Annotated in this window: 24 protein-coding genes; 7 read left to right on the forward strand and 17 right to left on the reverse strand. The window is 53.1% G+C overall.

Translation table 11 applies throughout. The annotated features are described in order from the left end of the window. Positions 1-683: 683 nt before the first annotated feature. A complete protein-coding gene (locus FYJ63_RS05210) occupies positions 684-1031 on the reverse strand; it encodes a hypothetical protein (RefSeq protein ID WP_229769982.1) in 348 nt (115 codons plus the stop codon). Between the two features lie 607 nt (positions 1032-1638). Between FYJ63_RS05210 and FYJ63_RS05215 the strand changes: the two genes are divergently transcribed. Continuing rightward, the gene (locus tag FYJ63_RS05215; RefSeq protein ID WP_154544494.1) at positions 1639-1800 is read left to right on the forward strand and encodes a hypothetical protein; all 162 of its coding nucleotides are present in this window, start codon (positions 1639-1641) and stop codon (positions 1798-1800) included. Between the two features lie 86 nt (positions 1801-1886). Here the strand turns inward: FYJ63_RS05215 and FYJ63_RS05220 are convergent, their stop codons facing one another. From FYJ63_RS05220 to rpsL, 13 genes are all read right to left on the reverse strand, one after another. Beyond that, positions 1887-3044 (reverse strand): YncE family protein, encoded by a 1158-nt coding sequence (locus FYJ63_RS05220; RefSeq protein WP_154544495.1) that lies wholly within the window; start codon positions 3042-3044, stop codon positions 1887-1889. Further along, positions 3037-3636 carry a YiiX/YebB-like N1pC/P60 family cysteine hydrolase gene (locus FYJ63_RS05225; protein WP_229769992.1) on the reverse strand — a complete coding sequence of 200 codons (600 nt, stop codon included), beginning with the start codon at positions 3634-3636 and terminating at the stop codon, positions 3037-3039. Before FYJ63_RS05225 ends, FYJ63_RS05220 begins: the two co-directional genes overlap by 8 nt. 503 nt (positions 3637-4139) lie before the next feature. Further along, entirely contained in the window at positions 4140-5207 is a 1068-nt protein-coding gene (locus tag FYJ63_RS05230) for a sensor histidine kinase (RefSeq protein WP_229769993.1), read from the reverse strand. A 71-nt stretch (positions 5208-5278) separates the two neighbouring features. Then, positions 5279-5935 carry a response regulator gene (locus FYJ63_RS05235; RefSeq protein WP_154544497.1) on the reverse strand — a complete coding sequence of 219 codons (657 nt, stop codon included), beginning with the start codon at positions 5933-5935 and terminating at the stop codon, positions 5279-5281. A 40-nt stretch (positions 5936-5975) separates the two neighbouring features. Beyond that, a complete protein-coding gene (locus FYJ63_RS05240) occupies positions 5976-6767 on the reverse strand; it encodes an ABC transporter ATP-binding protein (protein ID WP_154544498.1) in 792 nt (263 codons plus the stop codon). A 2-nt stretch (positions 6768-6769) separates the two neighbouring features. Further along, complete coding sequence (locus FYJ63_RS05245) at positions 6770-7759, reverse strand: ABC transporter permease (RefSeq protein WP_154544499.1); 990 nt, start codon at positions 7757-7759, stop codon at positions 6770-6772. 72 nt (positions 7760-7831) lie between these two features. After that, the gene (locus tag FYJ63_RS05250) at positions 7832-8824 is read right to left on the reverse strand and encodes an ABC transporter substrate-binding protein (RefSeq protein ID WP_154544500.1); all 993 of its coding nucleotides are present in this window, start codon (positions 8822-8824) and stop codon (positions 7832-7834) included. 125 nt (positions 8825-8949) lie between these two features. Continuing rightward, a complete protein-coding gene (locus tag FYJ63_RS05255; RefSeq protein ID WP_154544501.1) occupies positions 8950-10575 on the reverse strand; it encodes an aldehyde dehydrogenase family protein in 1626 nt (541 codons plus the stop codon). Between the two features lie 78 nt (positions 10576-10653). Next, positions 10654-12270: an aldehyde dehydrogenase family protein gene (locus FYJ63_RS05260; RefSeq protein ID WP_229769983.1), complete on the reverse strand. Its 1617-nt coding sequence runs from the start codon at positions 12268-12270 to the stop codon at positions 10654-10656. Between the two features lie 154 nt (positions 12271-12424). Further along, on the reverse strand, positions 12425-13621 hold the full coding sequence (gene tuf / locus FYJ63_RS05265; protein WP_287847314.1) for an elongation factor Tu: 1197 nt from the start codon (positions 13619-13621) through the stop codon (positions 12425-12427). 170 nt (positions 13622-13791) lie between these two features. Next, positions 13792-15924, reverse strand: a complete 2133-nt coding sequence (gene fusA / locus FYJ63_RS05270) for an elongation factor G (RefSeq protein WP_277028440.1) — start codon at positions 15922-15924, stop codon at positions 13792-13794. A gap of 94 nt (positions 15925-16018) precedes the next feature. Further along, complete coding sequence (gene rpsG, locus FYJ63_RS05275; protein WP_154544503.1) at positions 16019-16489, reverse strand: 30S ribosomal protein S7; 471 nt, start codon at positions 16487-16489, stop codon at positions 16019-16021. Positions 16490-16491: 2 nt separating this feature from the next. Continuing rightward, positions 16492-16866, reverse strand: coding sequence for a 30S ribosomal protein S12 (gene rpsL / locus FYJ63_RS05280; RefSeq protein WP_287846986.1), 375 nt, complete (start codon positions 16864-16866; stop codon positions 16492-16494). Between the two features lie 342 nt (positions 16867-17208). Between rpsL and FYJ63_RS05285 the strand changes: the two genes are divergently transcribed. Beyond that, a complete protein-coding gene (locus FYJ63_RS05285) occupies positions 17209-18156 on the forward strand; it encodes a CPBP family intramembrane glutamic endopeptidase (RefSeq protein WP_154544504.1) in 948 nt (315 codons plus the stop codon). A gap of 121 nt (positions 18157-18277) precedes the next feature. Here FYJ63_RS05285 and FYJ63_RS05290 read toward each other — a convergent pair whose 3' ends face one another. Further along, complete coding sequence (locus tag FYJ63_RS05290) at positions 18278-19027, reverse strand: glucosamine-6-phosphate deaminase (RefSeq protein WP_154544505.1); 750 nt, start codon at positions 19025-19027, stop codon at positions 18278-18280. A 110-nt stretch (positions 19028-19137) separates the two neighbouring features. Here FYJ63_RS05290 and FYJ63_RS05295 point away from each other — a divergent pair, with 110 nt between their 5' ends. Beyond that, positions 19138-20082 (forward strand): DUF808 domain-containing protein, encoded by a 945-nt coding sequence (locus FYJ63_RS05295; protein ID WP_154544506.1) that lies wholly within the window; start codon positions 19138-19140, stop codon positions 20080-20082. Positions 20083-20118: 36 nt separating this feature from the next. On the opposite strand, the gene disA is transcribed toward FYJ63_RS05295, so the two are convergent. Both disA and FYJ63_RS05305 read right to left on the reverse strand, forming a co-directional pair. Next, the gene (gene disA, locus FYJ63_RS05300) at positions 20119-21183 is read right to left on the reverse strand and encodes a DNA integrity scanning diadenylate cyclase DisA (RefSeq protein WP_154544507.1); all 1065 of its coding nucleotides are present in this window, start codon (positions 21181-21183) and stop codon (positions 20119-20121) included. Positions 21184-21303: 120 nt separating this feature from the next. Beyond that, positions 21304-22026, reverse strand: a complete 723-nt coding sequence (locus FYJ63_RS05305; RefSeq protein WP_338106831.1) for a hypothetical protein — start codon at positions 22024-22026, stop codon at positions 21304-21306. 90 nt (positions 22027-22116) lie between these two features. On the opposite strand from FYJ63_RS05305, the gene FYJ63_RS05310 reads away from it, so the two are divergent. The 4 genes from FYJ63_RS05310 (at position 22117) to FYJ63_RS05325 (ending at position 25289) form a co-directional block, all read left to right on the forward strand. Beyond that, complete coding sequence (locus tag FYJ63_RS05310; protein WP_154544508.1) at positions 22117-22617, forward strand: hypothetical protein; 501 nt, start codon at positions 22117-22119, stop codon at positions 22615-22617. Positions 22618-22732: 115 nt separating this feature from the next. After that, entirely contained in the window at positions 22733-23572 is an 840-nt protein-coding gene (locus FYJ63_RS05315) for a DNA adenine methylase (protein WP_154544509.1), read from the forward strand. 3 nt (positions 23573-23575) lie between these two features. Continuing rightward, positions 23576-24409, forward strand: coding sequence for a DNA-methyltransferase (locus FYJ63_RS05320; protein ID WP_154544510.1), 834 nt, complete (start codon positions 23576-23578; stop codon positions 24407-24409). Then, positions 24402-25289 (forward strand): type II restriction endonuclease, encoded by an 888-nt coding sequence (locus FYJ63_RS05325; RefSeq protein WP_154544511.1) that lies wholly within the window; start codon positions 24402-24404, stop codon positions 25287-25289. The genes FYJ63_RS05320 and FYJ63_RS05325 overlap by 8 nt, the downstream gene beginning before the upstream one ends.

The following is a 25289-nucleotide window of genomic DNA, read 5'->3' on the forward strand; positions in this document are numbered from 1 at the left end:
GCAAAAACTTGCATCGTTGGATTTCCAAGACTCCCAAGGCTTTTCCTTGAGGAGGAGCGCTCTGCAGAGGCCTGCTGGCCTCAAGACGCGCCGAGGAAATAGCTTACACTTCTAGGCTCCCCCGTGGCAAATTCGTGCGGTTATTGAAGCCGGCAGGGAGAATCACATCTAGAGGGTCTCAACCCACGGCGTGACGAATTATCAATTAACGCCAATAAGGCTGTGGGACGCGATACTCTAAAACTTACTGTAAGGTACTCTAATAATGTTAGAGTTAGAGCATTTCCTCAACTACTTCCCCATGTTACAGCGATGTCTTTACCCCTACATATTGGAATTATCAGAACGACGCTTATGTAAAGAAACCGCTGCTATAACAGTAACTACTGTCGCCAAAATTGCAGTATGAACAACATCACTAGGGGTAACTAGTGACTCGAGGTAGCTGTCCGCATCAGAACGCGCCCAGTAAATAAACGGAGTGAGCACTACGTAAGAGCTGACAAAGTAAATCACCACCGTAATTACACTCAGTTTATGATGCATTGACGTTTTCATGGCTCACCTCATAAATTTCACAATGTACCTCGACAACCTGCCGCAGCGAACCCTAGAGCAACCGCGATAGCAGCCGGACCTCCAAGAGCCTTTATAGCACCTTTAGCCACTAGAGGAGCAACAATTCACAGAACCGTTGTTGCCGCAAGACCCCAGTTCCAAGCCGCTACCGCCGTGCCGATTTCAGCCCACGCAGCCGCAGTAAGAGCAGTCGCAGAGATACCCAAAGCGGAAAAAAGCAAACACTGTCCAAAGGCCACCGCATCTCTTTTCTCAGTATCAGTAATGGTATACGCAAGATTTGGATCGTTAAGAACTTGGGCTAGATTCCTAAACTGTTGGATATTCTTATAATACCCATCAATAAGGACACTCCAACCGTTGACCTTAAATTCAGTTCCATCATAGATGACATAACGTGTGAAAATAGTTTCTATATCCTTTGAAAATTGCTCCATTTCACTTTCAGTCACCTCATAGCCTTGTATAGTAGAAGTACTGTCGCTACTTACATTCGGCTCGGCAACCGCGGCTGGTGTTATCGCGAAGATACTCAGACTTGCTGCAACGACTCCTGCTATAATCGATGTTAATCTGGTTTTCATATCCGCTCCCTATTCTAAAGCAACATTTAATAGCTAACATATTACCAGCCTCGCCTATCGCGGAACTATCCGTCTATACCCCGAGGGTGGTATCTTTTAGGTAAGGGGCTGGGGTATAGACAGCCGGTAGCGCGCGGGACCCGCTGTAAACATGAAAAGTTTAGGAATCATCTTCACCGTTCTCCTCACACTGGCACCATAAGGATTGGCGCGCCAAACAGTTCTCAAACCTGACTCGTACAGGTTTTAAGATTTTCTGCGATTTGCTTAATGTCTTCGAAGTTCAGAGGGTTTTGTTTGGCGTATTTGGGTCACTAATCTGTTAGTTAGGATGGGGTCATGTACCCGTTTTCGCGTAAAGGTTCGGACGGCTTCAGTTGCCACGGCGGTGCAGCTCGTGGCGAAGGAGTGCCAGACGAGCCGCGTCTTGAAGCATTTAGGTTCGGCACATTCTGAAGCAGAGTAGGCGGTCTCGATGGAGGCTGCCCGTAAGGAATTACACCCCGACCAGCTCGAGTTTGACCTGGATTCTCTCGGTGAGAGCGCCAGCGTATCCCCGGCGGTTCAGTCTCAACGTTCGGCTTTATTGTGGGACGTGATGCGTAACGTTTACACTATTCTAGGACTCGACCGGTGATAGAATCCAACCAGGAGACAACAATAGATTCCGGCACTTTCACCAGTTAGCTTTCAACCACCTAAGTTTGCCCTACATGTCAGGATTTAGTGGAAGAACCAATCAGCTGGGATGATTGGGGCACCACCTAAGTAAACGGATTTCGGTATACTAAAGGTTTGCGCCGTCGTTTTGCCTGTCTCGGTATCCAAACGAATCAGACCCTGTGCTTTCCTTACAGCTAATTTGGTTTTCTCTGCTTCTGTTGCCCAAAAGGGAATAAACAGGTACTTGCCTCGTGCATATAGCTTGTTAACCACCGGCGAGTTCAGGTCAATATCTAGCACCATGTCGACCAATTTTTTCCCATCAAGATCAAATGAACATAAAGTGATGTCATCGCCTTCGTGCGTCCTTAGGCCATAAAAAGCCCCGTTCATATATTTTACATGGTAAATTTCATTCTCTAAATATATCGGTTCACCTAATTGCGTGCCATTTTTCAGCGAAAATTTTACTAGAAAATTGTTCCACATACCGGTATCGCCTGTGTATCCTACAATACAATACACCGTTTGGGATTTGATTTCACAGGCACTGAAAGTGTACCATTCTTCTGGAGTTTGAACTGTTTTTTCCGAAACAACAGTTCCGTCAGCTAAATCTAGAACCGCATAACGCGGATTGTTGTCTATACCTGTGCCATTATCGCCGCTTACTATTACATAACTATCAGCAACGGACACTTGATTAACATACAACGAGACGATGGTGGACCACAGCACTTTTCCCTCTGAATCAAGACGAAATACCTTCTCGGGATAGCTTCCATCAGGGAGATTGTAAGACAATTTGTTTTTTGCCACGATAGAACCACCGTCGGGAAGTCCCGCAAGCGCCGTATAGCCACCAAAGTCACCTAGTTCTTCAGTTTCTACCCATTTCCAATTACCCTTCTTGTCTATACGTAAGAGGCCGTCGCTTCGACTAGCCGCAATATACACCGTCGGGCCATCCAAATCTGTCTGATGAGAATAGTCAAAATCTGGGAGGGGCATCAATTTCCTAGCCACAGCTTCGGGTTTGCCGGCCACAGCATAAGACTCCTCAAAACTGCTCTGGATGATGAGATTCTCATCTGGGAGAAGATTGAACTTTCCCTCGTGAGAAGGTGGAGCACTGGCACAAGAACTGAGAACAATTCCCATTAGAAGCGCTATGCTCCACCTCCAACGCTTGGAGCTACCTGTTGAAGCTTCAGCCATTTGTTGCCCATAAGGTGACAGTCGCCGAAGAATTCACTAATTCCGCTGGAGTGACGATTGAATCAATCGTAACGTAGTCGATATCATTCCCCTGAGTCAACCAGGCACGCCAAACTAACTGAGAGCAGTAATACCTACTGGTATCCCACTTGTTGAAAAAATTCCAGTTATATGGCTTACCAACTTGAGATGAGGCCCAATTCGCTGCGGCCTGACGTTTCTGAAGGCTAGAAACCTTGTTTCCTAACAGAATCTTTCCACCAGGTTTATTCTGCCAACCGTTAGGATACCGCTGCACCCCATCCAAGCCTATGGAAGAATGACTCTTCGCAAAAGACTCTATAGTTACGCTTTTATTGTTAGAAACAATGGCGGCATGTCCGACGAGGGAACTACTTCCGGAACTATTTCCAAAAGTTGAAACCCAAATTTCACCAGGCTCACCTGGTTTGGGGCTATATACCGTAGCTCTTGTGCTTGTACTCCTAGTTTCCGAAGCAGGCAAGTTATCCTTAATGGCCTTATCCATGAAGTTCTTGTCCCTATCCGCATAATATTGAAGATCATCCGCAGTCAATCCTGATGCTTTCATGACTTCCACATCCGAGTTGCTTCCAGATGGCTCTTAAGCATGCGCAAAAGCTGGTGTGGCAGCCGTTCCAGCCATGCTGACAAAAATTGCTGTCCCCAACAGAGTCGCACCAACTCTAAATATTAAACCTTGCGTTCTCATAGTTTGTCTCCTGTTCATTGCTATTGTGTCAGTTTAGACAATCTGAATCTAAACCAGCATGGACAAACCGTCCATACCCCAATGGGGGTATCTTTTGGGTAACTGTTTGGGGTATAGACAGCTCCGGAGTTCGCGACGACGATGTCAGTATGAAAAGTTTAGGAATCATCTTGTCTGCCCTCATCGCTCTGGGTTCTTCTGCCCCGACAACGTCAACCATTCTCCAAAGAGACACATCCAGATTGGTAAGTTCCGCCATTTCTGTCAGATCAAGCGGAGATCACCAAGAACCAGGCAAGGCGCTTTATTTTCCCTGCAAGGAACTCCCCTCTCCCTTGAACTGGTTTTGTGTCTAAAAGCTGTTAAACGCCAATAGTTATGCTCCAGGTGGCATCATCCAGGGCTGTTTCTACCTGGCCTCCGAGGCTTTCCACGCGGCGTTTTATTCCGACGAGGCCATGTCCGGAACTGGGAAAATTCGCGCCTCCGTCCTTTACTTCATTGGCGCAATAGAGGCGAACCCGACTCGCGTTAATACGCAGCAATAACGCCACAGGCTGCGTAGCATCGGCATACTTCATAATGTTGGTGGAAATCTCACGAAGGCAATCTGCCAAAACGGTAGCCGTAGAAGGTGGCACGCTTTCCGTGTCTCCTTGAATCTGCAACTCCAAGGTGAAACCAGCACGTTGCAACGCGTCCGAAAACTCCTGTAAAACAGACCCAAAATCAGAATTTACACAAGCATCTGCCGTGTCCTCTATCATTTGGGGAGCCTTTTCCCCGCCAGCCAGTAAAGCCCACTGCTGCGACCTTGATTGCAGCTCCTTCACTAAGTCACGCATTTCACGTAATCCTCGAGCAGACAGCCCGTTTATCTGTTCCAAATGGTCAGCCTGGTCCTGAGCAACAGTTGAGAGCTTTGCCTCGGATAGAATACTAATCTGTACCAACACATGAGAAATCGAATCATGAACCTCAGTGGCGAAATCCTGGCTCTGTTGAGCCAACTGTAAACGACGACGCACCTGCTCCATCTCAAGCAAACGCCGATTGTACGCTATTGTCAACCCCACAGCAATTGGAATCACACCATAAAGTATTGCCCCAAAAGAATTATTAAAATCCTCTTCCGCCAGGTAGAAACCGTATATAAGAGAGAGGGCAGTGACAGCTCCGGCGCCTATCCCAATCCAGGCAGGGGTGGTAGCACATAAGTATCCAATCGCGAATAACGAAATATCAGCAAAAGAGGTAAAGGTAACTGGTGAAACAGCTAACACAGCAGCAACCGCACACACTGCCAGTAAACCTTCACGACGGAACCAGACGGAGGCAGCTTCAGCTACCAGAATAAAAAGCCAGGCAATCCAATTAGCTAGAACTGGACCAACTAGCAGGAGCCGCACAAACTGGTAGATTGCAATCATAATAATCAACAACGGATACCAATACCGGCGCAGCCACAACCACAGCGGCGCGAGCCTGGAACTGCTCCTCTTCATCGCAGTAGCCCCGCCCGGAATGCTGCTGCCACCGCACCCGCGCGGTTATTAACCCCAAGCTTCGCCATTAAAGACTGAACCTGTTTCTTCACAGTTTCAATGCTCGTCCCGAGCCGCCGCGCAATCTCCTTAGTCTCCAAAGAATCCGCTAAAAGTCCCACAATCTCCAGCTCCCGGTCGGTAAGAACCCCTTCCCAAACAGATTCCCCGCTCATTTTCGAGGGAGCGACAGTCGAAGCGCCCTTGAGCTGTTCCACCACAACCATCGAACATTTAGATGAAAACACCAACTCGCCTTGCAAGGCCCGCCCTAAACAATCCGCAATCAAAGCCGGATTGTCCTCCTTCATGAAATAACCCCGCGCTCCCGCGCGAAAAGCTGCCTGTACTTTATCAGTAGTAGTCAAGGTCGAAACCACAATCATCATCGGAGGATTATCGAGTTTTTGAAAGGCCTGAATCGTCGCCGTGCCACCCATGCCAGGCATCTGCAAATCAATCAAAATCAGCTCAACGGGTTCCACCGCAAATTTCTCAAGCGACTCCTCACCTGAACCCGCTTCCCACACCACCTCAACTCCTGGCTCCTGCCCCAAAGTCGACACCAAAAGACCCCGCACAAAAGCATCATCATCCACCAGAGCAATCCGCATCTTGTACCTTTCCGCTTTGGACGAACCTAGTAACTAGCGTTTAGGACAATAAAGTTCGGTCGGAGAGCGCCGCGCCTTTGAACTTTGCGAACTCGGCCAAGAGATCATCGACGGATGCCTTCGCCTTTTCCTCCCCGCTTAGCTCGAAAATGATCTGGCCTTCGTGCATCATTATCAGGCGATTCCCTAGCGTTAGGGCTTGCTCCATATTGTGCGTCACCATCAGGGTCGTGAGGTTGTGTTTCGCGACCAACTCGCGGGTGAGGTTCGTGATCAGTTCCGCGCGGGTCGGGTCAAGGGCGGCAGTGTGTTCGTCCAACAAGAGAATCTTCGGTTTAGTGAACACCGCCATCACGAGCGACAGGGCTTGGCGCTGTCCACCGGAAAGCAGCCCGACGCGGGCGGTCAAACGTTCCTCCAGCCCTTGTTCCAGGATCTTTAGCTCCTCGCGGAACTGGGCCTTGCGCGCCCGAGTGACCCCGAGCCCGAGCCCATGACCGTGGGTCCTGGCCCACGCGATTGCGAGGTTTTCTTCAATGGTCAAGTGCGGGCAGGTCCCTGCCATCGGGTCTTGGAAGACGCGTCCGACATAGCGGGCAACTTTATAGTCCGGCTGTCGCGTCACGTCGTGACCATCAATGATGACTCTCCCAAGATCGGGGCGATAGCGCCCAGAGACAACATTCAACAAAGTGGATTTACCGGCCCCGTTGGAGCCAATAATCGTCACGAAGTCGCCTTCGGCAAGGCGCAAAGACACGTCCCGCAGCGCAATCTTCTCGTTGATGGTGCGGCGGAAAAACGCCTTGGAAATATGTTCGAGTTCTAGCATTTTCACGCCCCCTTCCGTTTCGTCCGCTTAGTGAGATTCTTGTCGGCCGGACGGGTATCTCCCGAATCGAGTTCTTCCGCGTCGGCCATGTCCCAAGGCTGAACCTCACCGAATTCGGCTTTCGGGTCGTTGCTCTTGAACAACCGGAAGTTCTTCCATCGCGGGGCAATCAGCGCGATAACAACGATGACGGCCGATAGCAGTTTCATGTCATTGGCGTCGAATCCCGGAATCATCAAGGCCGCTTGAATAATGAGGCGGTAAACAATCGAGCCGGCGATAACCGCGACGACCGCCACCCAGACTCGACCGGTCGGGACGACGGCCGTGCCGATGATGACCGAGGCGAGACCGGCAATGATGAGACCAACCCCCATCGAGATGTCAGCGAATCCGTTGTACTGGCAAAACAGCGCGCCGGACAGAGACACCAGGCCGTTGGAGAGAGCCAAGCCGATGAGTTTCGCCGTGTTTGAGTTAATGCCTTGGGCGTGGGACATTTCTTCGTTGTCTCCGGTGGCTCGCAGACTAAGCCCCAGGTTCGTAGAGAGAAACCAGGTCAGCGCAACCCCAAAAATCGAAACGAAAGCCGCGAGAATTCCGACCGAGACCCAGGTTCCCAAGAGGTTTCCGTTAGCCAGCGGGCTAAACACAGTATCGGCTCCAAGGAGGGAAACGTTGGCTTTCCCCATGATGCGGAGGTTCACCGACCACAAACCAATCTGGGTCAAGATACCGGCCAGAAGCGGGTGGATCTTCCCGACCGTGTTGAGCAGGCCCGTAACGAACCCCGCGACCAGTCCTACCCCGAAGCCGGCCACGGTCGCGAGCCAGGGGCTCACTCCCCCGACAATCAGGACCGCGCAGGTGGCAGCGCCGGTCGTGAAGCTGGAGTCGATGGTGAGATCCGCGAAGTCAAGGATTCTGAAGGTGAGGTAAACCCCCAAGGCCATCAGGGCGTATATGAGCCCGAGGTCAAGCGCTGCAATCATAAGTTAATCTCTTATCTTTCCCGAATTATTCGTTTCTCCTATTAAATCGAAATTCGGTCGAACTTCCTAAGCTTATTCGACGGTCTTATCGGCCTTATCGAGGAGTTCTTGCGGAAGCGGGGAACCCATCCGCTCCGCGGCCTTCGGATTCACGACGAGCTGCGGGGTCTTTTGGGCCTCCACCGCCATGGTTTCCGGCTTAGCCCCGCCCTTCAGGATCTTCACGGCCATCTCACCGGTCTGACGTCCCAAAGTCTCGTAATCCAAGCCGTAGGTCAAAGCCCCACCCTTGGATACGGAATCCGACTCGCCGACCACGACCAAAATCTTGTTGGCCTCAGCGTACTGAATCACAGAAGCCAGCGCGGAAACCACCGTGTTATCGGTCGGGACATAGATGGCATCAACGCCTTCCAAAGCCTGGGCAGCTTGAACCACCTCGGAGGAGTTTGTCACCGTCTTTTCCACGACTTCCAGACCCTGAGCCTTGGCTTCCTCGCGAGCCAGTTTCACCTGCACCTCGGAGTTCACCTCGCCGGAAGAATAAATGATGCCAACTTTCTTGGCTTGGGGCTTAACCTGCTTTACGAGGTCGATCTGTTCCGCCACCGGATTCATATCAGTCGTTCCCGTCACGTTTCCCCCGGGGGCATTGTTAGAAGCCACCAGCTTCGCGGCCTCCGGATCAGTCACTGCGGTGAACAGCACCGGCACATCCGTCACTTTACCGGCTACGGCCTGAGCCATCGGGGTTGCCACCGCCAAGATCAAATCGAGATCCTGGGTGGCAAACTTCGCCGCGATAGAACTCGCGGTGCCCTGGTCGTTCTGGGCGTTTTGGTCATCATAGGTAACCTCCAGGCCGGCATCTTTTAGAGCCGACTTGAAGCCCTTTACGGAGGCGTCCAAAGAGGGGTGGCTCACAATTTGGCTAATCCCAACCTTGTATTTGCCGTCATCAGCCGCAGGACTCCCAGACGTGGACGACTTCGCCGGGGTTCCTCCGCAGGCGGTCAAAGCCAGAGCCAAGGTTCCAGCCGCAATGGGAACAAACAGTTTGCGCATGGTAAACATCCTTTTCCTCGGAAAACTTGCATTTACCCTAGCGCGATTCATGTTTTGGGAAAAGTTTGTCTCACATTTTGAGCACCGGTGAACCTGCTGAAAATCCCGAAAAAACCGGCAAACGCCTAAACTGGCCCTATAACACGATCTCGCAGATACCACCACAGGGTCTTAAGCGCCTGAATCAGGATCGTGTCCGTAACGTGGCGTGACATCCACGAATTAATCCCCATCACGGCGAAAGTCATGCGTTCGGTCCAGTTACCGGTTCGGAGATCTTTTGGAACCCAGGAAATATGCTTGAGCCGGGTGGCGGAAAAAGGTCTGGTGTATTGGTACATTGCCTCCAAGCCGTGTCGGATGCCCTGCCCAGTTTCCTCGCGCACCGGCATCGTCGCTTGCCAGGAACCCCGCAGTGAGAGGTAGGTATCGTTTACCAAAACCGTTGAAACCTCGATGTTATTAATGAAGTTCGTCACAAACTCCATATCCTGAGTAAAAAGACAGGCAGAGTTTACAATGCGTGATTTCGTCAAATGTCCGATGACTTCCGTCACGTCGCGGAACGGCACTATCGCGACCACCGGCCCATAAAACTCCGTGGTCAAAAGCGATTGGGCAGACTGCAAATCCGTCACGATGGTCGGTTCGAAAAATGTCGGTGAGACCTCAGGCCTCGCGTGACTTCCCGTGAGTACTCTCCCGCCTTTTGTCAGAAGCTGCTCAACTATATAGCGGCTATAATTCGCTCTTTCGGGGCGCAGCAAGGAGCCTACCGCGGCATTTTTCTCGTGATAAGTCCCCAACCGAAGTTGATCTCGAGTATATTCGGCGAGGAGTTCCTCAAAGGGCTCTTTCACCCGTTCTTGCACAAATATGACTTCCAGGCCGGAAATAGACTGTCCGGCGTTTTGGAAAGCCGCCCGCGCGCAGCCTTTGGCCGCATTCCACAGCTTCGCGTCTTCGAGAATCACCGCCACATTCTTGAACGTCCCGAAAAAAGTCACGGGGACAGAATAGAAGCCGCATTGTTTCGCGACCTTACGGCAGGTTTCCGTGGAAGCCACGATAGAGACGTAGTCCAATCCCGGGATAAGTTTCATCCCCAAATCGACCGTGGGAGAAACCACGATCCTCCACACGTCCGAGGGAAGACCGGCGCTCACCAAGAGAGCCTTCATCATCAAGGCGCCTATGGCTGCTTGTGGAGTAACAAAATTCACGACCGTATTCCCTGCCATCACCGCAGTCAGGAGATCGCACACCATGGATAGCTGGAAATCCGGAGAGGAAAAGAGCCCCACCACACCGAGCGGCTTTCGTTCCACTCGGTAGGAAGACATCGGGACGGCTCCGCTCCCGCGTCGAAGTTTCATCAAATGCTTTAAAGCCCGTTTCGTGGACAGAGAGTGGCTCAAGATGTCAAGATATTCTTCAGTGGCATCTACTCGAGATTTTCCGCTCAAGAGCTGGGAAAGACCGAGGATGGACTCCTGATGACGCAAAACTTGACGCAAGAACCGGTAGAGAATCCTCGAGCGCTGGTAGCTTCCGCTGTTGGTCCATTGAACCGACATGACTTTGGCGTGAGAGAGAGAATTAAACGCATCTTCAATCGTGGAACAGCGAATCTCCCCGATGACTTCCCAGTGTTGCACATCATAGATATCCACAGCCTCACCATTTTCGGTGGAAGCTGCTGCGAACAATGCGTCAAGGAATTCTTGATCGATTCCATCTGGAAGATTCATGCCACCTCCTCTCCAAGGTTTTCTCTGAGTTTGTTAATTCATCAAGCGGTTTGCGGAAAAGACGATACCGATCCGTGATTATTTCGGCTCAGGCTCAGCCGCAAGCTTCGCATGAGATGCGTCAAGGGGGGGGGAGAGAGAGAACGAGGAAAACATCGAAGTTCGTACTGCCATTTTGGCTGAGAAAAACGTGACGCGTTCGACGATATTATTCGGCTCTATCACGTCAGGAACCCAAATCCGTCCCCATTGTCTCGTAGTTGACTGGATTCTGGCATACTGGGTGATGGATTCCATTCCGTGACGGATGCCATTGCCGGTGTCCTTGATTCCCTGAATGGGAGCCTGCCACGCTGAGTATAAGGTCATATATGAGTCGTTGATGGAAACTGCGGAAGTGCTCGAAGCCTCAAGGAACTCGCGCATAGTCTCTCTGGAGCGGGTAAATAAATACGTACAGTACGGGTGACGCGATACCCCTAAAAAGCGGGTGATTTCTGAAAGGTCGTGGAATGGCAGAAGGCAAACCATGGGGCCGTGGAATTCGCGACCAAAGACTTTTGCCGAACGAGGCACCTTGGCAAGAATCGTGGGTTCAAAGAAGCTCTCCCCCAGACTGGGACGAGGCTCGCCTCCGGTGACGAGTTCCGCTCCCAGCGCCACGGCATCTTTGACATAGTCATGCAGAACCCGCACGCGCTTGGGGTTCAACATTGTCCCCATTGTCGTACTGAAATCCGACAGCGGGCCAATAGTAATTTGGTCTTCCACGAAGTCTTTCAGGGCCATTTTGAAGTCATCAAAGATGGTGTCCTGAATAAAAGCCACCTCAACAGAGTTAACAGTCTGCCCGGAGCATTGAAAACCTGCCCGCGCAATCCCCCGCACCGCATGGTCGAATTTCGCATCCTCGCAGACCACTCCGGTGTTTAGGACTTGCAGAAAACCCTTGAAAGGCACCCCGGCATCTTGCGCGGAGCGTTCCACCCTTCGCCCTAGTTGCTGCGAGCCTAACACAACCACCATGTCTAGACCCGGAATAATGGAGCGTCCCGGACCGGAAGTCGTGGCGGGAATAATCTTCCACAGCCCGAAAGGCATCCCTGCATCAACCAGCATAGCGTGGAGCAACACCGCGCCCAGAGATGCCTGCGGGGTCACAAAGTTCACGACCGCATTGCCCGCAACCAGAGCCTGCATAACATCATTCAGCGAGGACAGCGGCCAATCCGGAGAGGTAAACATGCCAATCACTCCGAAGGGCCGATAACGGAGCCGCCACTTGGAGAAGGGGGAGGCTCCCCTGCCGCGACGGTTTTTACCGAGTTTTTGAGACAGATATTTGGAAGTCCTCGTGGTGGACAGCAAATCAAGGAATTCTTCGTTGGCGTCAATCCGGGACTTTCCGCTCAGCATCTGGCTCATCGCCACGATTTCATCTTGGAATTTCCACAGCGCTTGGCTGAAGCGAGCCATAACTTGCGCCCGTCCGAGACTCCCGAGATCCTGCCAGACGATTTGGGCAGCTTGCATCGAGAGCAGGGCGTCTTTCGCGTCATCTTCGGTGGCGGTGGCGACTCTCGTCAGCAATCGTCCCGATTCCACATCGACCACATCTTTACGGGGACCATGCATCCAGGACAAGAATTCTGCCAAAGTGGCATAGAAAGTGTCGTCCAAAACATCGGATTGCATTTCCCCTCCTTCCCCTGTGGCTCACTTGAAGAATCTCAGAGAATTATATCGAAACTGCGCCTAGATTAACGCGAAAGCAGAGAACAAACCTTAAACCCTAGGGGGGCGGGAAGCCGAAGCTTCCCGCCCCCCCTAGGATTTCAGCCAATCGGAACTAGCCGATGATCTTGGTTACCTTACCGGAACCAACGGTGCGGCCGCCCTCGCGGATAGCGAAGCCGAGGCCTTCTTCCATAGCGATAGGCTGAATCAGCTCAACGTCGATTTCAGTCGTGTCGCCAGGCATAACCATTTCGGTGCCTTCCGGCAACTTGATGACGCCGGTAACGTCGGTGGTGCGGAAGAAGAACTGCGGGCGGTAGCCGTCGTAGAACGACTTGTGGCGTCCACCTTCGTCCTTCTTCAAGATGTAGACCTTGCCCTCGAACTTGGTGTGCGGGGTCACGGAACCGGGGACGCAGACGACCTGGCCGCGCTCCACGTCTTCACGCTTGGTGCCACGCAGCAACAGACCACAGTTCTCGCCGGCGTAGGCTTCGTCCATGGACTTGTGGAACATTTCGATACCGGTGACGGTGGTCTTCTGAGTGTCGCGAATACCAACGATTTCGACTTCAGAGTTCAACGGTAGCTTGCCGCGCTCCACACGACCGGTGACAACGGTGCCACGACCGGTGATGGTGAAGACGTCCTCAATCGGCATCAAGAACGGCTTGTCCAAGTCACGCTCTGGAGTCGGGATGTAGGTGTCAACCGCCTCCATGAGCTCTTCGATCTTCGCGGACCATTCCGGATCGCCTTCCAAAGCCTTCAAAGCGGAGACGTGAATGATCGGGCAGTCGCGGTCGAAGCCCTGCTTTTCGAGGTCGTCACGGATTTCATCCTCGACGATCTCGAGCATGTCCTCGTCAACGTCCGGGGAGTCACACTTGTTCAGAGCGACGAGAATCGACGGCACGCCAACCTGCTTCGCGAGCAAGATGTGTTCCTTGGTCTGAGCCATCGGGCCGTCGGTCGCGGCGACCACGAGGATAGCGCCGTCCATCTGGGCTGCGCCGGTAATCATGTTCTTGATGTAGTCGGCGTGGCCAGGGGCGTCCACGTGAGCGTAGTGACGCGCCGGGGTTTCGTATTCAACGTGAGACACGTTGATGGTAATGCCGCGCTGACGTTCCTCAGGAGCGTTATCCACCTGATCAAAGGGGGTGAACTTGTTCGCGGGCAAATCCGGGTACTTTTCCGCCAACACCTTAGTGATAGCAGCGGTCAGAGTAGTTTTGCCGTGGTCAACGTGACCAATGGTGCCGACGTTAACGTGCGGCTTGTCGTGAGTGTAAGTGCCTTGTGCCACTTCTTTCTTTCCTCCTGGACTTTTAGGTAGTTTGCTCCGATTAATAAGCAACTAGAAGAATATCACTTACTTCCGGATTTTCCTACCTGGGTTGTTTTTTCTTTGCGTTTATTTGAACGACCCTTGGGAAACATTTATTCCGCATATTTCCCAAGGGCGTTCAGTCTTACCTAGGCGCCGTGGTGATTTGCCACGATTTCTTCCGAAATCGACTTCGGCACCTCAGCGTAGGAATCGAACTGCATGGTGAACACCGCACGACCCTGCGTCTTCGAACGCAAGTCACCGATGTAACCAAACATCTCCGACAACGGCACCTTGGCCCGAACGACCTTGACGCCGTGGGCATCGTTCATCGAAGAAATGTTGCCGCGCCGAGAGTTCAGGTCGCCAATAACGTCGCCCATGTACTCTTCCGGGGTGCGGACTTCCACATCCATGATGGGTTCCAAGATGACCGGTGAGGCCTTCTTGGCGCCTTCCTTGAAGACCATGTTGCCGGCAATCTTGAAGGCCATTTCCGAAGAGTCAACGTCGTGGTAGGCGCCGTCTTCCAACGTGGCCTTGACATCGACCATCGGGTAGCCGGCCAAAACGCCGGAATCCATGGCTTCTTGAATACCCGCATCCACGCTCGGAATGTATTCGCGCGGAACGCGACCGCCGGTGACCTTGTCCTCGAACATGTAGGTCTTGCCTTCGGCCTTTTCTTCTTCTGAGAGCGGCTCGAAGGTGACCAGCACCTTTGCGAACTGGCCGGAACCACCGGTCTGCTTCTTGTGGGTGTATTCGACCTTTTCGACCTTCTTCTTGATGGTCTCGCGGTAGGCCACCATCGGCTTGCCGACGTTGGCTTCCACCTTGAACTCGCGCTTCATGCGGTCGATGATGATGTCGAGGTGAAGCTCGCCCATACCGCCGATAACGGTCTGGCCGGTTTCCTCATCAAGCCGCACGGTGAAGGTCGGGTCTTCTTCGGCGAGTTTCTGAATTGCCACGCCCATCTTTTCCTGGTCAGCCTTTGACTTCGGCTCCACAGCCACGTGAATAACGGGCTCCGGGAAAGTCATCGACTCGAGGATAATCGGCTTGTCGATGGCGCACAGGGTGTCACCGGTGGTGGTTTCTTTCAAGCCGATAAAGGCGTAGATGTGGCCTGCGTGAGCTTCCTCCACCGGATTTTCGTGGTTGGAGTGCATCTGGAACAGTTTACCGACGCGCTCTTTCTTGCCCTTGGTGGAGTTGTAGATCTGGGTACCCTGGGCGGCCGTACCGGAGTAAACGCGCACGTAGGTGAGTTTACCGAAGAACGGGTGAACCGCGACCTTGAAGGCCAGCGCCGCAAAAGGCTCGTTCTCGTTGGGTTTACGGACCTCGGTCTCGCCTTCTTCTTCGTGGCCCGGACGGAAACCGTGGACCTCGCCGATGTCGAGCGGGTTGGGCAAGTAATCGACAACACCATCCAAGCAAGGCTGGACACCCTTATTCTTGAAAGCTGAACCACAGAAAACCGGATAGATTTCCGACTTGATGGTACGAGCCCGAATCCCCTCTTTGATTTGGTCGATGGAAAGCTCGCCGCTCTCCAAGTAGGCCTCCATCAGCTCATCGGTAGCCTCAGCAGCCTCTTCAGTAGCCTTTTCCAGGTACTCGGCGGCCTTGGCCTGGTATTCCTCAGGAATATCCTGGTATTCCACCACGGCGCCCTTGGTTTCGTTGCCGTCGGCGTCCTTTTCGGGGAAGTACACGGCCTGTTGCTTCAAGACATCAACCACGCCAACGAAGTCGTTTTCCGCACCCATCGGGAAGGTCATCACAACCGGCTTAGCGGAGAGACGATCAATGATGGTCTGGACGGAGAAGTCGAAGTCCGCGCCGAGTTTATCCATCTTGTTGATGAAGCAGATACGCGGCACATTGTACTTATCGGCCTGGCGCCACACCGTTTCCGACTGGGGCTCCACGCCTTCTTTACCGTCGAACACGGCCACGGCACCGTCGAGGACACGCAGGGAACGCTCTACCTCAACGGTAAAGTCCACGTGACCAGGGGTGTCGATGATGTTGATTTGGTTGTTCTTCCAGAAACAGGTGGTAGCAGCGGACGTAATAGTGATACCACGTTCCTGTTCCTGCTCCATCCAGTCCATGGTCGAAGCGCCATCGTGAGTCTCACCGATCTTGTAGTTGATGCCGGTGTAGAACAGGATGCGTTCCGTCATGGTCGTTTTACCAGCATCGATGTGTGCCATGATGCCGATGTTGCGGACCTTTGTGAGGTCAGTCAGCACGTCTAGTGCCACGGGCGTTGTCCCTTCGTTAGTTTTCTCTTTATTTCTTCTTCAAATGAGTCGTGGGGTCAGGTCTATTGACTCGATTGTCCCCACTTCTCAACCTCTACCAGCGGTAGTGCGCGAACGCGCGGTTCGCTTCGGCCATCTTGTGAACGTCTTCACGACGCTTCACTGCGGCACCGAGGCCGTTGGAAGCATCTAGGATTTCGTTCATCAAGCGCTCCGTCATGGTTTTTTCGCGGCGCTGCCGAGAAAAATCCACCAACCAACGCAGCGCCAAGGTGGTCGCACGACCGGCCTTGACCTCCACCGGAACCTGGTAGGTCGCGCCACCGACGCGGCGGGAGCGAACCTCAAGGTGCGGGCGAATATTTTCCATGGCGCGCTTCAATACTTGGATCGGATCCTGCTCAGTTTTACGAGCAACCCCTTCCAGAGCTCCATAGACAATCTTTTGCGCGATGGACTTCTTACCATCCAAGAGTACGCGGTTAACGAGTTGAGTGACCAGCGGAGAGTTGTAAACCGGGTCAGCAATTAGCGGGCGCTTCGGCGCCGGACCTTTACGTGGCATTCTTACTTCTTCTCCTTCTTCGCGCCGTACTTGGAACGGCCTTGCTTGCGGTCACGAACCCCCTGGGTGTCAAGCGCGCCACGAACAATGTGGTAACGCACACCGGGGAGATCCTTCACACGGCCTCCACGAACGAGCACGATGGAGTGCTCCTGGAGGTTGTGACCCACACCGGGGATATAGGCGGTGACTTCAATGCCCGACGACAAGCGAACACGGGCGACTTTACGCAGCGCCGAGTTCGGTTTCTTCGGGGTGGTGGTGTAAACGCGAGTGCAGACACCACGGCGCTGGGGGGAACCCAACAAAGCCGGAGTCTTCGACTTTGAGCGCTTGGTAGAACGTCCTTGGTGGACGAGCTGTTGAATAGTTGGCACAGTTTCTCCGTTTCTTGGTTGCTTGGAATCTTTGGCTTTCTGGCCTCCCCGCGGGCACACGACACCGTCTTGGGGCCGGCCCGCCTTCCTTTTGTTCAGCGCAAAAAAACGGAACATGATGAGGTTGCGTCCGGAACTCGACGGCGCGAGTCCGCTGTCTTCTTGGGTTTCTCCGAGAAGCTCTGGGTTGTCAAAAACAGACACCAGTCGGAAAGTTTAGCAAAATCCCCTCCCCTCGCGCAATTCGCATAGCCGGTAGGGACGGGGATTAATGGCGCAGTCAAAGACGTAGCCAGCGAGACCCGTCACCAACGGTGTAGCGACAAGGCTAGAATACTGTCTATGGCAGACGCTCCCCCCACACCTAGACCCAGGCAATTCCCCAAAGAAACAGGCGTTTGTCAGCAGGGCATCATCGTCCCTATCGCCTTGATTGCCGTGAACTTCTTGGTGATGGGTCTAGGGATTTCTCTCTATGCCGCAACTGGTTACGACGAAAAGCTTGGCCAAGAAATCCAGGCCGGCTTCTTTACCGAACCCGTGTGGTTCCCGCTCGTAGGGCTCATCTTGTGTGTTCTCGAAATTCTCGCCTACCGCTTCTTGGTCAAGCTCTTTGCTAAACGCCCCGTAGTGGAACTCGGACGCGAAGGTGCCGTGAAAGAAACCGCCTTCGGGGTAGGGCTTGGAGCGGGAATAGTCAGCCTCCCGATGCTGCTTTTATGGCTCAGTGGACATTGGCATTTGGATTCGGTGGGGCTTCGCCCCGGCATCGCAGTGGGAATCGGGATCGGGCTCATGGCCTGCGTGTTTGAGGAGCTGCTTTTCCGCGGAATCATGGTTCGGTTGATGGATTTATTTTGGGGACCGGTGTGGGCCATCGTCTTGTCAACAGTGGTTTTCGGCAGTATGCACTTGATGAACCCCGGCATGACCGGCCTCGGTGTTGTCGCTCTGGCGATTGAAGCCGGGCCGTTGCTCGGCGCCGCCTACCTGTGGCGTCATCGACTCTGGCTCCCCATCGGGCTCCATTTTGGCTGGAACGCCATGCAAGCAGCGTTTTGGGGCGTAAATGTCTCGGGAACCGGAGAGAACCTTGGCCTCCTAGACGGGTCTTTCACGGGCCCCGATTGGCTCACCGGCGGCTCGGTCGGAATCGAAGGCTCCCTGTTGACCGCGGTAGTGGCGCTAGCCAGCGCGGGCGTCATCCTCTGGTACTCCCGCAAACCCAATTCCGCGCTTTCGGAAGCCCCAGAAGACGCCTCCGGCACGACCCCTGATACAAACTCGTGAGGATTTCGACACCAGACCCCGAATTCGGGCGTCTCATGTTGAAATCCTCACGAGCTAATCCTGAGTCCAGGCAAAAAGACGTAGCCGAGACCCGCGAGAGATCCCGACCACTTGACAAGGCTTACAGCAGCGAGGCCGCGCCCTTGTCGAGGTAAACCCGCACGTTAGGATGGTTTTGGAGGACACTAGCGGGGCAGTCGGGCGTCACAGGGCCGGAAATCATGTCCCGAACTGCCTGCGCTTTATTCTCTCCCAAAGCTATCAGCCCAATGACTCGCGCCTCCATAATCGTCCCCAGCCCTTGAGTGATGCACCGGGTGGGAACTTGGCTGCGGTCACCCCCAAAGAAGCGGGCATTGTCAATAATGGTTTGCTCCGCCAAATTAGCCACGTGCGTCCGGGAATCCAGGGGGGTTCCGGGCTCATTAAAGGCAATGTGTCCGTCCGAGCCGATTCCGAGAATCTGGAAGTCCACCCCTCCAGCGTCTTTGATTGCGGCATCATAAGCTGCGGCTGCCTCATCCAAAGTGTCAACCCCAGGAGTTCCCACTAAATGTGGATTCGGAACATTGACGTTGTAGGAACGTAAATCCGTCAAAGCCACCAAGTTTTCCTCGATAAACCGGCGATAGCTTTGGCTATGCCCTTCCGGAAGACCCACGTATTCGTCGAGCTGGAAGGTCTTGACTTCTTTCAGGCTCACGGCGCCGATTTCAACGAGACGTCCCAAAACCCGATAAACCTCAAGAGGAGAAGACCCTGTCGCGGTCCCGAGAACTCCAGTTGGTTTATCTCGGAAAATCGCCGCCACCTGCGCGGCAAATTCCCTAGCCAAGTCTTCTTCCGAATCAAAAACTGTGTATTGAATCATTAATTTTCTCCTCTCGATGCCTCAATTTTGCCTCAAATTACTGCGTTTCGGAGGTGAAACGCCTGGGATGTGTCATTTCGATAAACTAAATCTGTTCGCAAGGAGGGAAAATGTCAGCAGGATTAATCGCCTTACTCGATGACGTGGCCGCAATCGCTAAGGCCGCCGCCGCTTCTATCGATGACGTGGCTGGGGCAGCCGCCAAAGCCAGTGGGAAAGCCGTCGGAGTTGTCGTAGATGATACCGCCGTCACCCCGCAGTATGTGACCGGCATCACCCCCGCCAGAGAACTCCCCATTATCGCCAAAATCGCCCGCGGCTCTTTGGTGAATAAGGCCATTATTCTCGTTGTTTCCCTGACGTTAAGTCACTTTCTCCCCGGATTGCTGACTCCCATCTTGATGGTTGGCGGCACCTATCTCTGTTTTGAAGGTGCCGAGAAAATTCTTGGTCATTTTTTCCACCACGAGAAGCCAGCGGAAAAAACTCCCGCGGTCAACAACGGCCCCGAGGAGGAAAAACGGATTGTGAGCGGCGCGGTGAGAACCGACCTGATTCTCTCCACCGAAATCATGGTGATTTCCCTAAACGAGCTCCGCGATGAGACCTTGGGGATTCAGATTGGCGCTTTGGTGACCGTAGCTATCGTCATAACTGTCCTCGTCTATGGGGTGGTGGCGCTGCTGGTGAAGATGGATGACATCGGCTTGGCCATGAGCCAACAAAAATTGAAAAGCACCGCCGCTGTAGGGAGACTCCTGCTGCGAGCCATGCCGGTCATTTTGAAAATCATTTCGGTAGCGGGAGTGGCAGCCATGCTGTGGGTGGGCGGTCACCTGTTCGTTTCCGGCCTTGCCGAGCTCGGGTTCCACCCGATTCACGACTTCATGCTGGCCTCCGGACACGCGGTTGGCAGCGCGCTTACTGCCGTGGCGGGGGCGGCTTCGTGGCTGACCGAGACAGTTATCGCGATGATTTTCGGCTTTGTTCTTGGTGCAGTGGTGGTGCTCGTCGTTTGGGGAGTGGGCGCAATCAGCAAGCGCATTAAGGGTTAGGTCGCTCGCAGCGTCACCGCTTCGTTTTGCCGCGGCCTAGCGCAGGCGGTCGAAAGCCGAGTTCTCTACGATCTGTTCGAGCCCATCATGGATGATTTGGGCTCTTTGGGGACCCACGCCTTCGATTTCTTGAAGTTCTTCCGCCGAAACTTCCAAGAGTTCCGACAAAGTGACCCAGCGTCGTGAAATCTCCTCCACAATATGCGCCGGCAGCCGCGGAATTCGCGCCAGCATCCGCAGTCCACGCGGATACATGGGGGTTTCTAAAATCTCCGAGCCGGCTCCGGAGACACCCATAATCCGAGCCACCAACCCCAGATCCAGTAGCTCCGAATCATCGAGCCCGCCCAGGCGATCCACCACCTTTTCCTCCGAGAATCCATCGGGAATATAGTCGCGGATGAGCAGCGAGCGGTTGACCGCGAAGCCGCGCATGAGCTCGGCCTGTTGCATCTTCAACAACCGCCCATGCTCGCCAAGCTGAATCAACTGGTCGGAGACCTCGTGGCCAACTCGCCTGACCATCTCTTGGCGTTGTACCACCAGCGCCACATCGCGGGCGGTCACCAAGTCATCGATCTCTAGAGACGTCAAAGTCGAGGAGACTTCGTTGAGACGATTCCGGTATTTTTCGAGGGTTGAAATCGCAAGATTGGCGCGCGACAGAAGCGTTTCAGGGTCTTCCAAAACATAGCGTTTATTGTCCAGGTAAAGCGAAATAGCCCTAAGGGAGTGGGACACGGCGATAACGGGGTTTCCGGTTTGCACCGCGACCCGGTGAGCCGTACGGTGACGCATTCCGGATTCGGTAGTGGGGATGGAGGGGTCGGGCAGAAGCTGGACATTGGCGCGGCGAATCCGCCATTTATCGGGGTCAACAATGACCGCTCCATCCATCTTGCACAGTTCGCGCAGTCGCGTCGCGGAAAATTCCACATCTATCTCGAAGCCATCCGAGCACAGCCGCTTGATGTGGTCTTCGTATCCCAACACGACCAAAGCGCCCGCATGGGCTTTGATGACGCGATCCAAGCCGTCGCGCAATTCCGTCCCGGGGGCTAGCATAGTGATAACTTCCCGAAATCTTTGCGCGTCACTCATGGTCTAATCCTATATTTACCCGGGAATTTTTGCAGGGTTTTCACGAAACTAGAAGACGTTTCTTCCGAAGTCACGCGCGCTCTCATACCCCTTTCACGCTCCCACACTCTCCACACGCTTTCATGAGCTCGGGGTTGGGGTCGCGGTCTCGGAGGTGGCAGGAGCGGAAGGAGCGGGAGCGTCTTGCACCACGAAAACCGTTTCTTCCGGCATCAGCGTCCCGTTCCAGATGGCCTGGAACCGGTAGGTTCCGGCTTTTGCGGCCTGATTCGAAGGCGAACAGTCGGCGTTTTGCACCTTCCCATCCCAGCTCAGAGGGTATTTCCAGCTCATGTTTACGTCGAGGAGGAGCTGCTTTTGAGGGGTCTTGTCGCCTTGGCAGGCCGTGGAGTTGTAAATAATCTGGTTTCCGGAAACAACCTGAACCCCGATTTTGGCTGGATCCACTGTCACCGTGCAGGCGACTTTTCCGGTGTTTTGCATAGTGAGTTCCAGTTGGTCTCCGGCGCCAACATAAACTACCGGAGAGGCGTGAGTCAGCGAAGTCTGCAAAGCCTCCTTCTCGCAGGGTTTCGGGGGATCGAAAGTGCGCTGCTCCATCCGGAGCTGATAGGCCTTTGCTTCCGCAGCTTGGGCTTGTTGCCAGCGCCCTACCGCCGCGATTCCGGCACGTACCGCCATCACCAGCGCCACCACGATGATTGCTATGGCTAGCAGGGCTCCCACAGCGATAATTCGGTTACGCCGAATTTCCTCCGGAGTGTATTTTGGGCGTGCCGAGGTCTTAGCCGAGCGCGTTGGAGTTTTCGGCGGCGCCGACTTTCGGGGCTGAGGTTTTTTCACAGGCACACTTCTAAGTTACGGCTTGGCCTCCATTTTTACCCCGTTCCACGCCGCACTTTGTTAGAATTTCTTTTGAACAAAGGAGTTTCCATGAGCGCCGACAAGACCTCAAAACCATTGCAATTCCGTTTTCGTCCCACCCCGCGGCAATGGCTACTGACCGCAGCCGGTTCCCTAGCGACCATCTTCTGGTACGCCTGCCCAGATTTCGTCACCACCGCTAAGGCACGCTTCTTTACTCGGCTCGGAACCTTGGCCGGTATCGGCAGTCTAACCGCGATTGTGGCTTCCGATACGGTAAATGAGGTTCGCCACGAATACACCAGAGAGAGCCCGGACGAGGAAGCCTGGGAAATGACCTCGGACAATGTCAATTTCGACAAGAAGAATCTCAACTTGCCGCAACTCATTTTGCTGTTCGTCTTGGGTGGCGGTTTCATCGCTCTGGGGATTTGGTTCGAATTTTGGCTGTTCCGGCGCGGAGAGCGTCGCCGCCTTGCCGGAGTGAAACTCGCCCACACCCGCCAAGCCATCCCCCTCGGTCTGCTCTTTGCCGCGGGCTATCTCATCGATGACTCGATGACGAACTGACTTTACCAGCCATTTTCCGCGTAGTAACTGGTAAAAGTGTCCCTTCGCGATATGCGAAATCTCGCCCGGCACCCTTCCGTTAGACTGTTTAAGAGTTTTTATGGAGGTGCATCTGATGACAATCGCTGAACCGGTAGTAAAGTGGGCGGGCGGAAAACGCCAGCTTTTGGAACCGATTAGGGAACGCGCTCCGCGCCGATACAACAGGTATTTCGAGCCGTTTTTTGGCGGTGGCGCAGTTTTTTTCAATCTCCAGCCGAAAAAAGTAACGGTAAACGACATCAACTCAGCCTTGATGAGTCTCTATCAGAGGATTAAGGAAGACCCTGAAGGTATCATCTGCGCGGTTAACGAGGTAGATCAAGGGCTGCCATCTGAAAAGAAATCCGCGGGCGAGTATTTTTACGAGCGCCGCGACCGCTACAACGAGCTTATCGGTAGAGGAAATTTTAGCCTGGAATCTGACGCCTTGATGCTCTTTTTGAATAAACATTGCTTCAACGGATTGTACCGAGTGAATTCTAAAGGGATGTTCAACGTCCCCTTTAATGGTTCCACGCGCCGCTCTATTGATGAAGACAACATCCGTGCCGTTTCCAAAGCCTTGCAAGATGCCACCTTGCTCAACACCGATTTCGAAGCCGCCTGCGAAGCAGCCTCTGCGGGAGATTTCCTTTTCTTGGATAGTCCCTACGCACCCGTGAAGGCAGACACTTTTCAAGACTATACGAAAGAGGGTTTTTCAAAAGAAGACCACGAGCGGCTTGCCACACTGTTTAAGAACCTGGATTCCCGCGGCTGCTTTGTCATGCTTACGAACCATGACACGCCCCTAATCCGCTCCCTTTACGAGGGATATCATACAGATGTGGTCCCCGTTCGTCGCGCTATCAACTCCGATGCCACGAAACGGACCGGAACGGAAGTCATCATCACAAACTTCAAAGAGGAATAGGTTATGGATTCTTGGCCCGTAGAACCTACAGTTCCCTTATTTTTCCAAAATTCACAAACAACACTGTTTCTTGACGATGCCATCGCGGCTCTCGGCAAAGTTCACGATGAAAGTGTAGACATGATTTTTGCTGACCCGCCCTATTTCCTTTCAAATGGGGGAATTTCGTGTTCCGGAGGAAAACAGGTCTCTGTCAACAAAGGAAGTTGGGATGAGGGCGTAGGTACCGAAGAAAAGCATGACTTTAACCGCAAGTGGATTCGTGAATGCAAACGCGTGTTGACTGTCAGCGGCACCATTTGGATTTCAGGAACTTTCCATAACATCTATTCCATAGGCTTCGCTCTGGAACAGGAGGGATTCAAGATTCTCAACAACATCACCTGGCAGAAGCTAAATCCGCCTCCAAATCTGGGGTGCCGTTGCTTTACTCATTCCACTGAAACTATCCTGTGGGCTAAGAAAGACGCCAAATCCTCTCGTCATTTTTTTGATTATGCTCTCATGAAAGAGCTAAACGGAGGGAAACAAATGAAGGATGTTTGGGCGGGCCCGCTGACACCAAAAAGAGAAAAAATATTCGGTAAACACCCCACTCAGAAACCCGAATATCTCCTTGAACGAATCATTTTAGCTTCCAGCCAAGCCGGAGATCTACTTCTTGATCCTTTCGTAGGTTCAGGGACAACAGCGGTGGTGGCAAACCGACTCCACCGCCGTTGCCTTGGTATCGACAATTCCTCGGAATACTTAGAGATAGCTAAACAGAGACTCGAGAATTCAGGGAAGCTACAGACCAGCTCGGTTGAGATGTTGAAAGGAAGGGAACATGCGTGACTTTGATACCTGGTTTCAAAATTTCAAGACGTCCATCGCTACCTACGCCTACTACGCTGATTGGGAAAAGATTTTCAGGAATGCAGATTCTGTGAAAATAGAGCTCAATATCATGAACTCGCTAGTGGGATCTAAGAATATTAAAGTAGATTTCCTCGCTCTTATTGCCAGATACCCAGAGATTAGGAAAGCAATTCCGATACTCCTCGCGAAAAGAGAACTGGGTATTTCGGTACTGGATCCCCAGGATGGCTACAAGGTTTATGATTTTTCCAGTCACGGCATAACTGATGCTGAATGCGCCGAGTTTATGGAGAAAACCGGTCTTTTTATGCTCATTAGTCAGCGCATTGTGGATAATCTTTATGACTACGTCACCGGAATTGAGACCGGACTCGATTCAAATGCGAGAAAAAACCGTGGCGGTCACCTCATGGAAAGCGTCGTACAAAGTTATCTCGTGGAAGCCGGATTGGTTCTTGGCTCGCCTAGTGCCCCAACACCAGTTGCGGGAACTTACTATCCCGAATTTTATGCCAGTAGGCTACAGTCTTGGGGTCTGGATATGTCTCCCCTAACGAACCGAGGAAAATCCAGCAAGCGTTTCGATTTCGTTGTCTGCACACCACGTGCAATCTACGGAATTGAAACCAATTTTTATGGCTCGGGAGGTTCCAAGCTCAACGAAACCGCTCGTTCCTATAAGCAACTTGCGGAGGAAGCCTCTCAAATCCCAGGATTCGAATTTGTGTGGTTCACGGACGGCAAGGGGTGGGCTACTGCCAGGGGCAATCTTCGGGAGACCTTCGAAACCATGGAGCATCTCTATTCCATAGCAGATCTCGAAGCGGGAATTTGTTCCCAGCTCTTCTGCGCTTAG

It is taken from the genome of Mobiluncus porci (genome assembly GCF_009695935.1).
Classification (GTDB): Bacteria; Actinomycetota; Actinomycetes; order Actinomycetales; family Actinomycetaceae; genus Mobiluncus; species Mobiluncus porci.

Bases quoted from the DNA above. Each gene is read 5' to 3' on its own strand.
- FYJ63_RS05255 (WP_154544501.1), bottom strand. From the start codon at position 10,575: ATGAATCTTCCAGATGGAATCGATCAAGAATTCCTTGACGCATTGTTC.
- FYJ63_RS05235 (WP_154544497.1), bottom strand. From the start codon at position 5,935: ATGCGGATTGCTCTGGTGGATGATGATGCTTTTGTGCGGGGTCTTTTG.
- FYJ63_RS05240 (WP_154544498.1), bottom strand. From the start codon at position 6,767: ATGCTAGAACTCGAACATATTTCCAAGGCGTTTTTCCGCCGCACCATC.
- disA (WP_154544507.1), bottom strand. From the start codon at position 21,183: ATGAGTGACGCGCAAAGATTTCGGGAAGTTATCACTATGCTAGCCCCC.
- FYJ63_RS05230 (WP_229769993.1), bottom strand. From the start codon at position 5,207: ATGATTGCAATCTACCAGTTTGTGCGGCTCCTGCTAGTTGGTCCAGTT.
- FYJ63_RS05290 (WP_154544505.1), bottom strand. From the start codon at position 19,027: ATGATTCAATACACAGTTTTTGATTCGGAAGAAGACTTGGCTAGGGAA.
- FYJ63_RS05315 (WP_154544509.1), top strand. From the start codon at position 22,733: ATGACAATCGCTGAACCGGTAGTAAAGTGGGCGGGCGGAAAACGCCAG.
- FYJ63_RS05285 (WP_154544504.1), top strand. From the start codon at position 17,209: ATGGCAGACGCTCCCCCCACACCTAGACCCAGGCAATTCCCCAAAGAA.
- FYJ63_RS05245 (WP_154544499.1), bottom strand. From the start codon at position 7,759: ATGATTGCAGCGCTTGACCTCGGGCTCATATACGCCCTGATGGCCTTG.
- FYJ63_RS05215 (WP_154544494.1), top strand. From the start codon at position 1,639: ATGGAGGCTGCCCGTAAGGAATTACACCCCGACCAGCTCGAGTTTGAC.
- FYJ63_RS05320 (WP_154544510.1), top strand. From the start codon at position 23,576: ATGGATTCTTGGCCCGTAGAACCTACAGTTCCCTTATTTTTCCAAAAT.
- rpsG (WP_154544503.1), bottom strand. From the start codon at position 16,489: ATGCCACGTAAAGGTCCGGCGCCGAAGCGCCCGCTAATTGCTGACCCG.
- FYJ63_RS05225 (WP_229769992.1), bottom strand. From the start codon at position 3,636: ATGAAAGCATCAGGATTGACTGCGGATGATCTTCAATATTATGCGGAT.
- FYJ63_RS05260 (WP_229769983.1), bottom strand. From the start codon at position 12,270: ATGCAATCCGATGTTTTGGACGACACTTTCTATGCCACTTTGGCAGAA.
- FYJ63_RS05310 (WP_154544508.1), top strand. From the start codon at position 22,117: ATGAGCGCCGACAAGACCTCAAAACCATTGCAATTCCGTTTTCGTCCC.
- FYJ63_RS05220 (WP_154544495.1), bottom strand. From the start codon at position 3,044: ATGGCTGAAGCTTCAACAGGTAGCTCCAAGCGTTGGAGGTGGAGCATA.
- FYJ63_RS05250 (WP_154544500.1), bottom strand. From the start codon at position 8,824: ATGCGCAAACTGTTTGTTCCCATTGCGGCTGGAACCTTGGCTCTGGCT.
- FYJ63_RS05325 (WP_154544511.1), top strand. From the start codon at position 24,402: ATGCGTGACTTTGATACCTGGTTTCAAAATTTCAAGACGTCCATCGCT.
- FYJ63_RS05295 (WP_154544506.1), top strand. From the start codon at position 19,138: ATGTCAGCAGGATTAATCGCCTTACTCGATGACGTGGCCGCAATCGCT.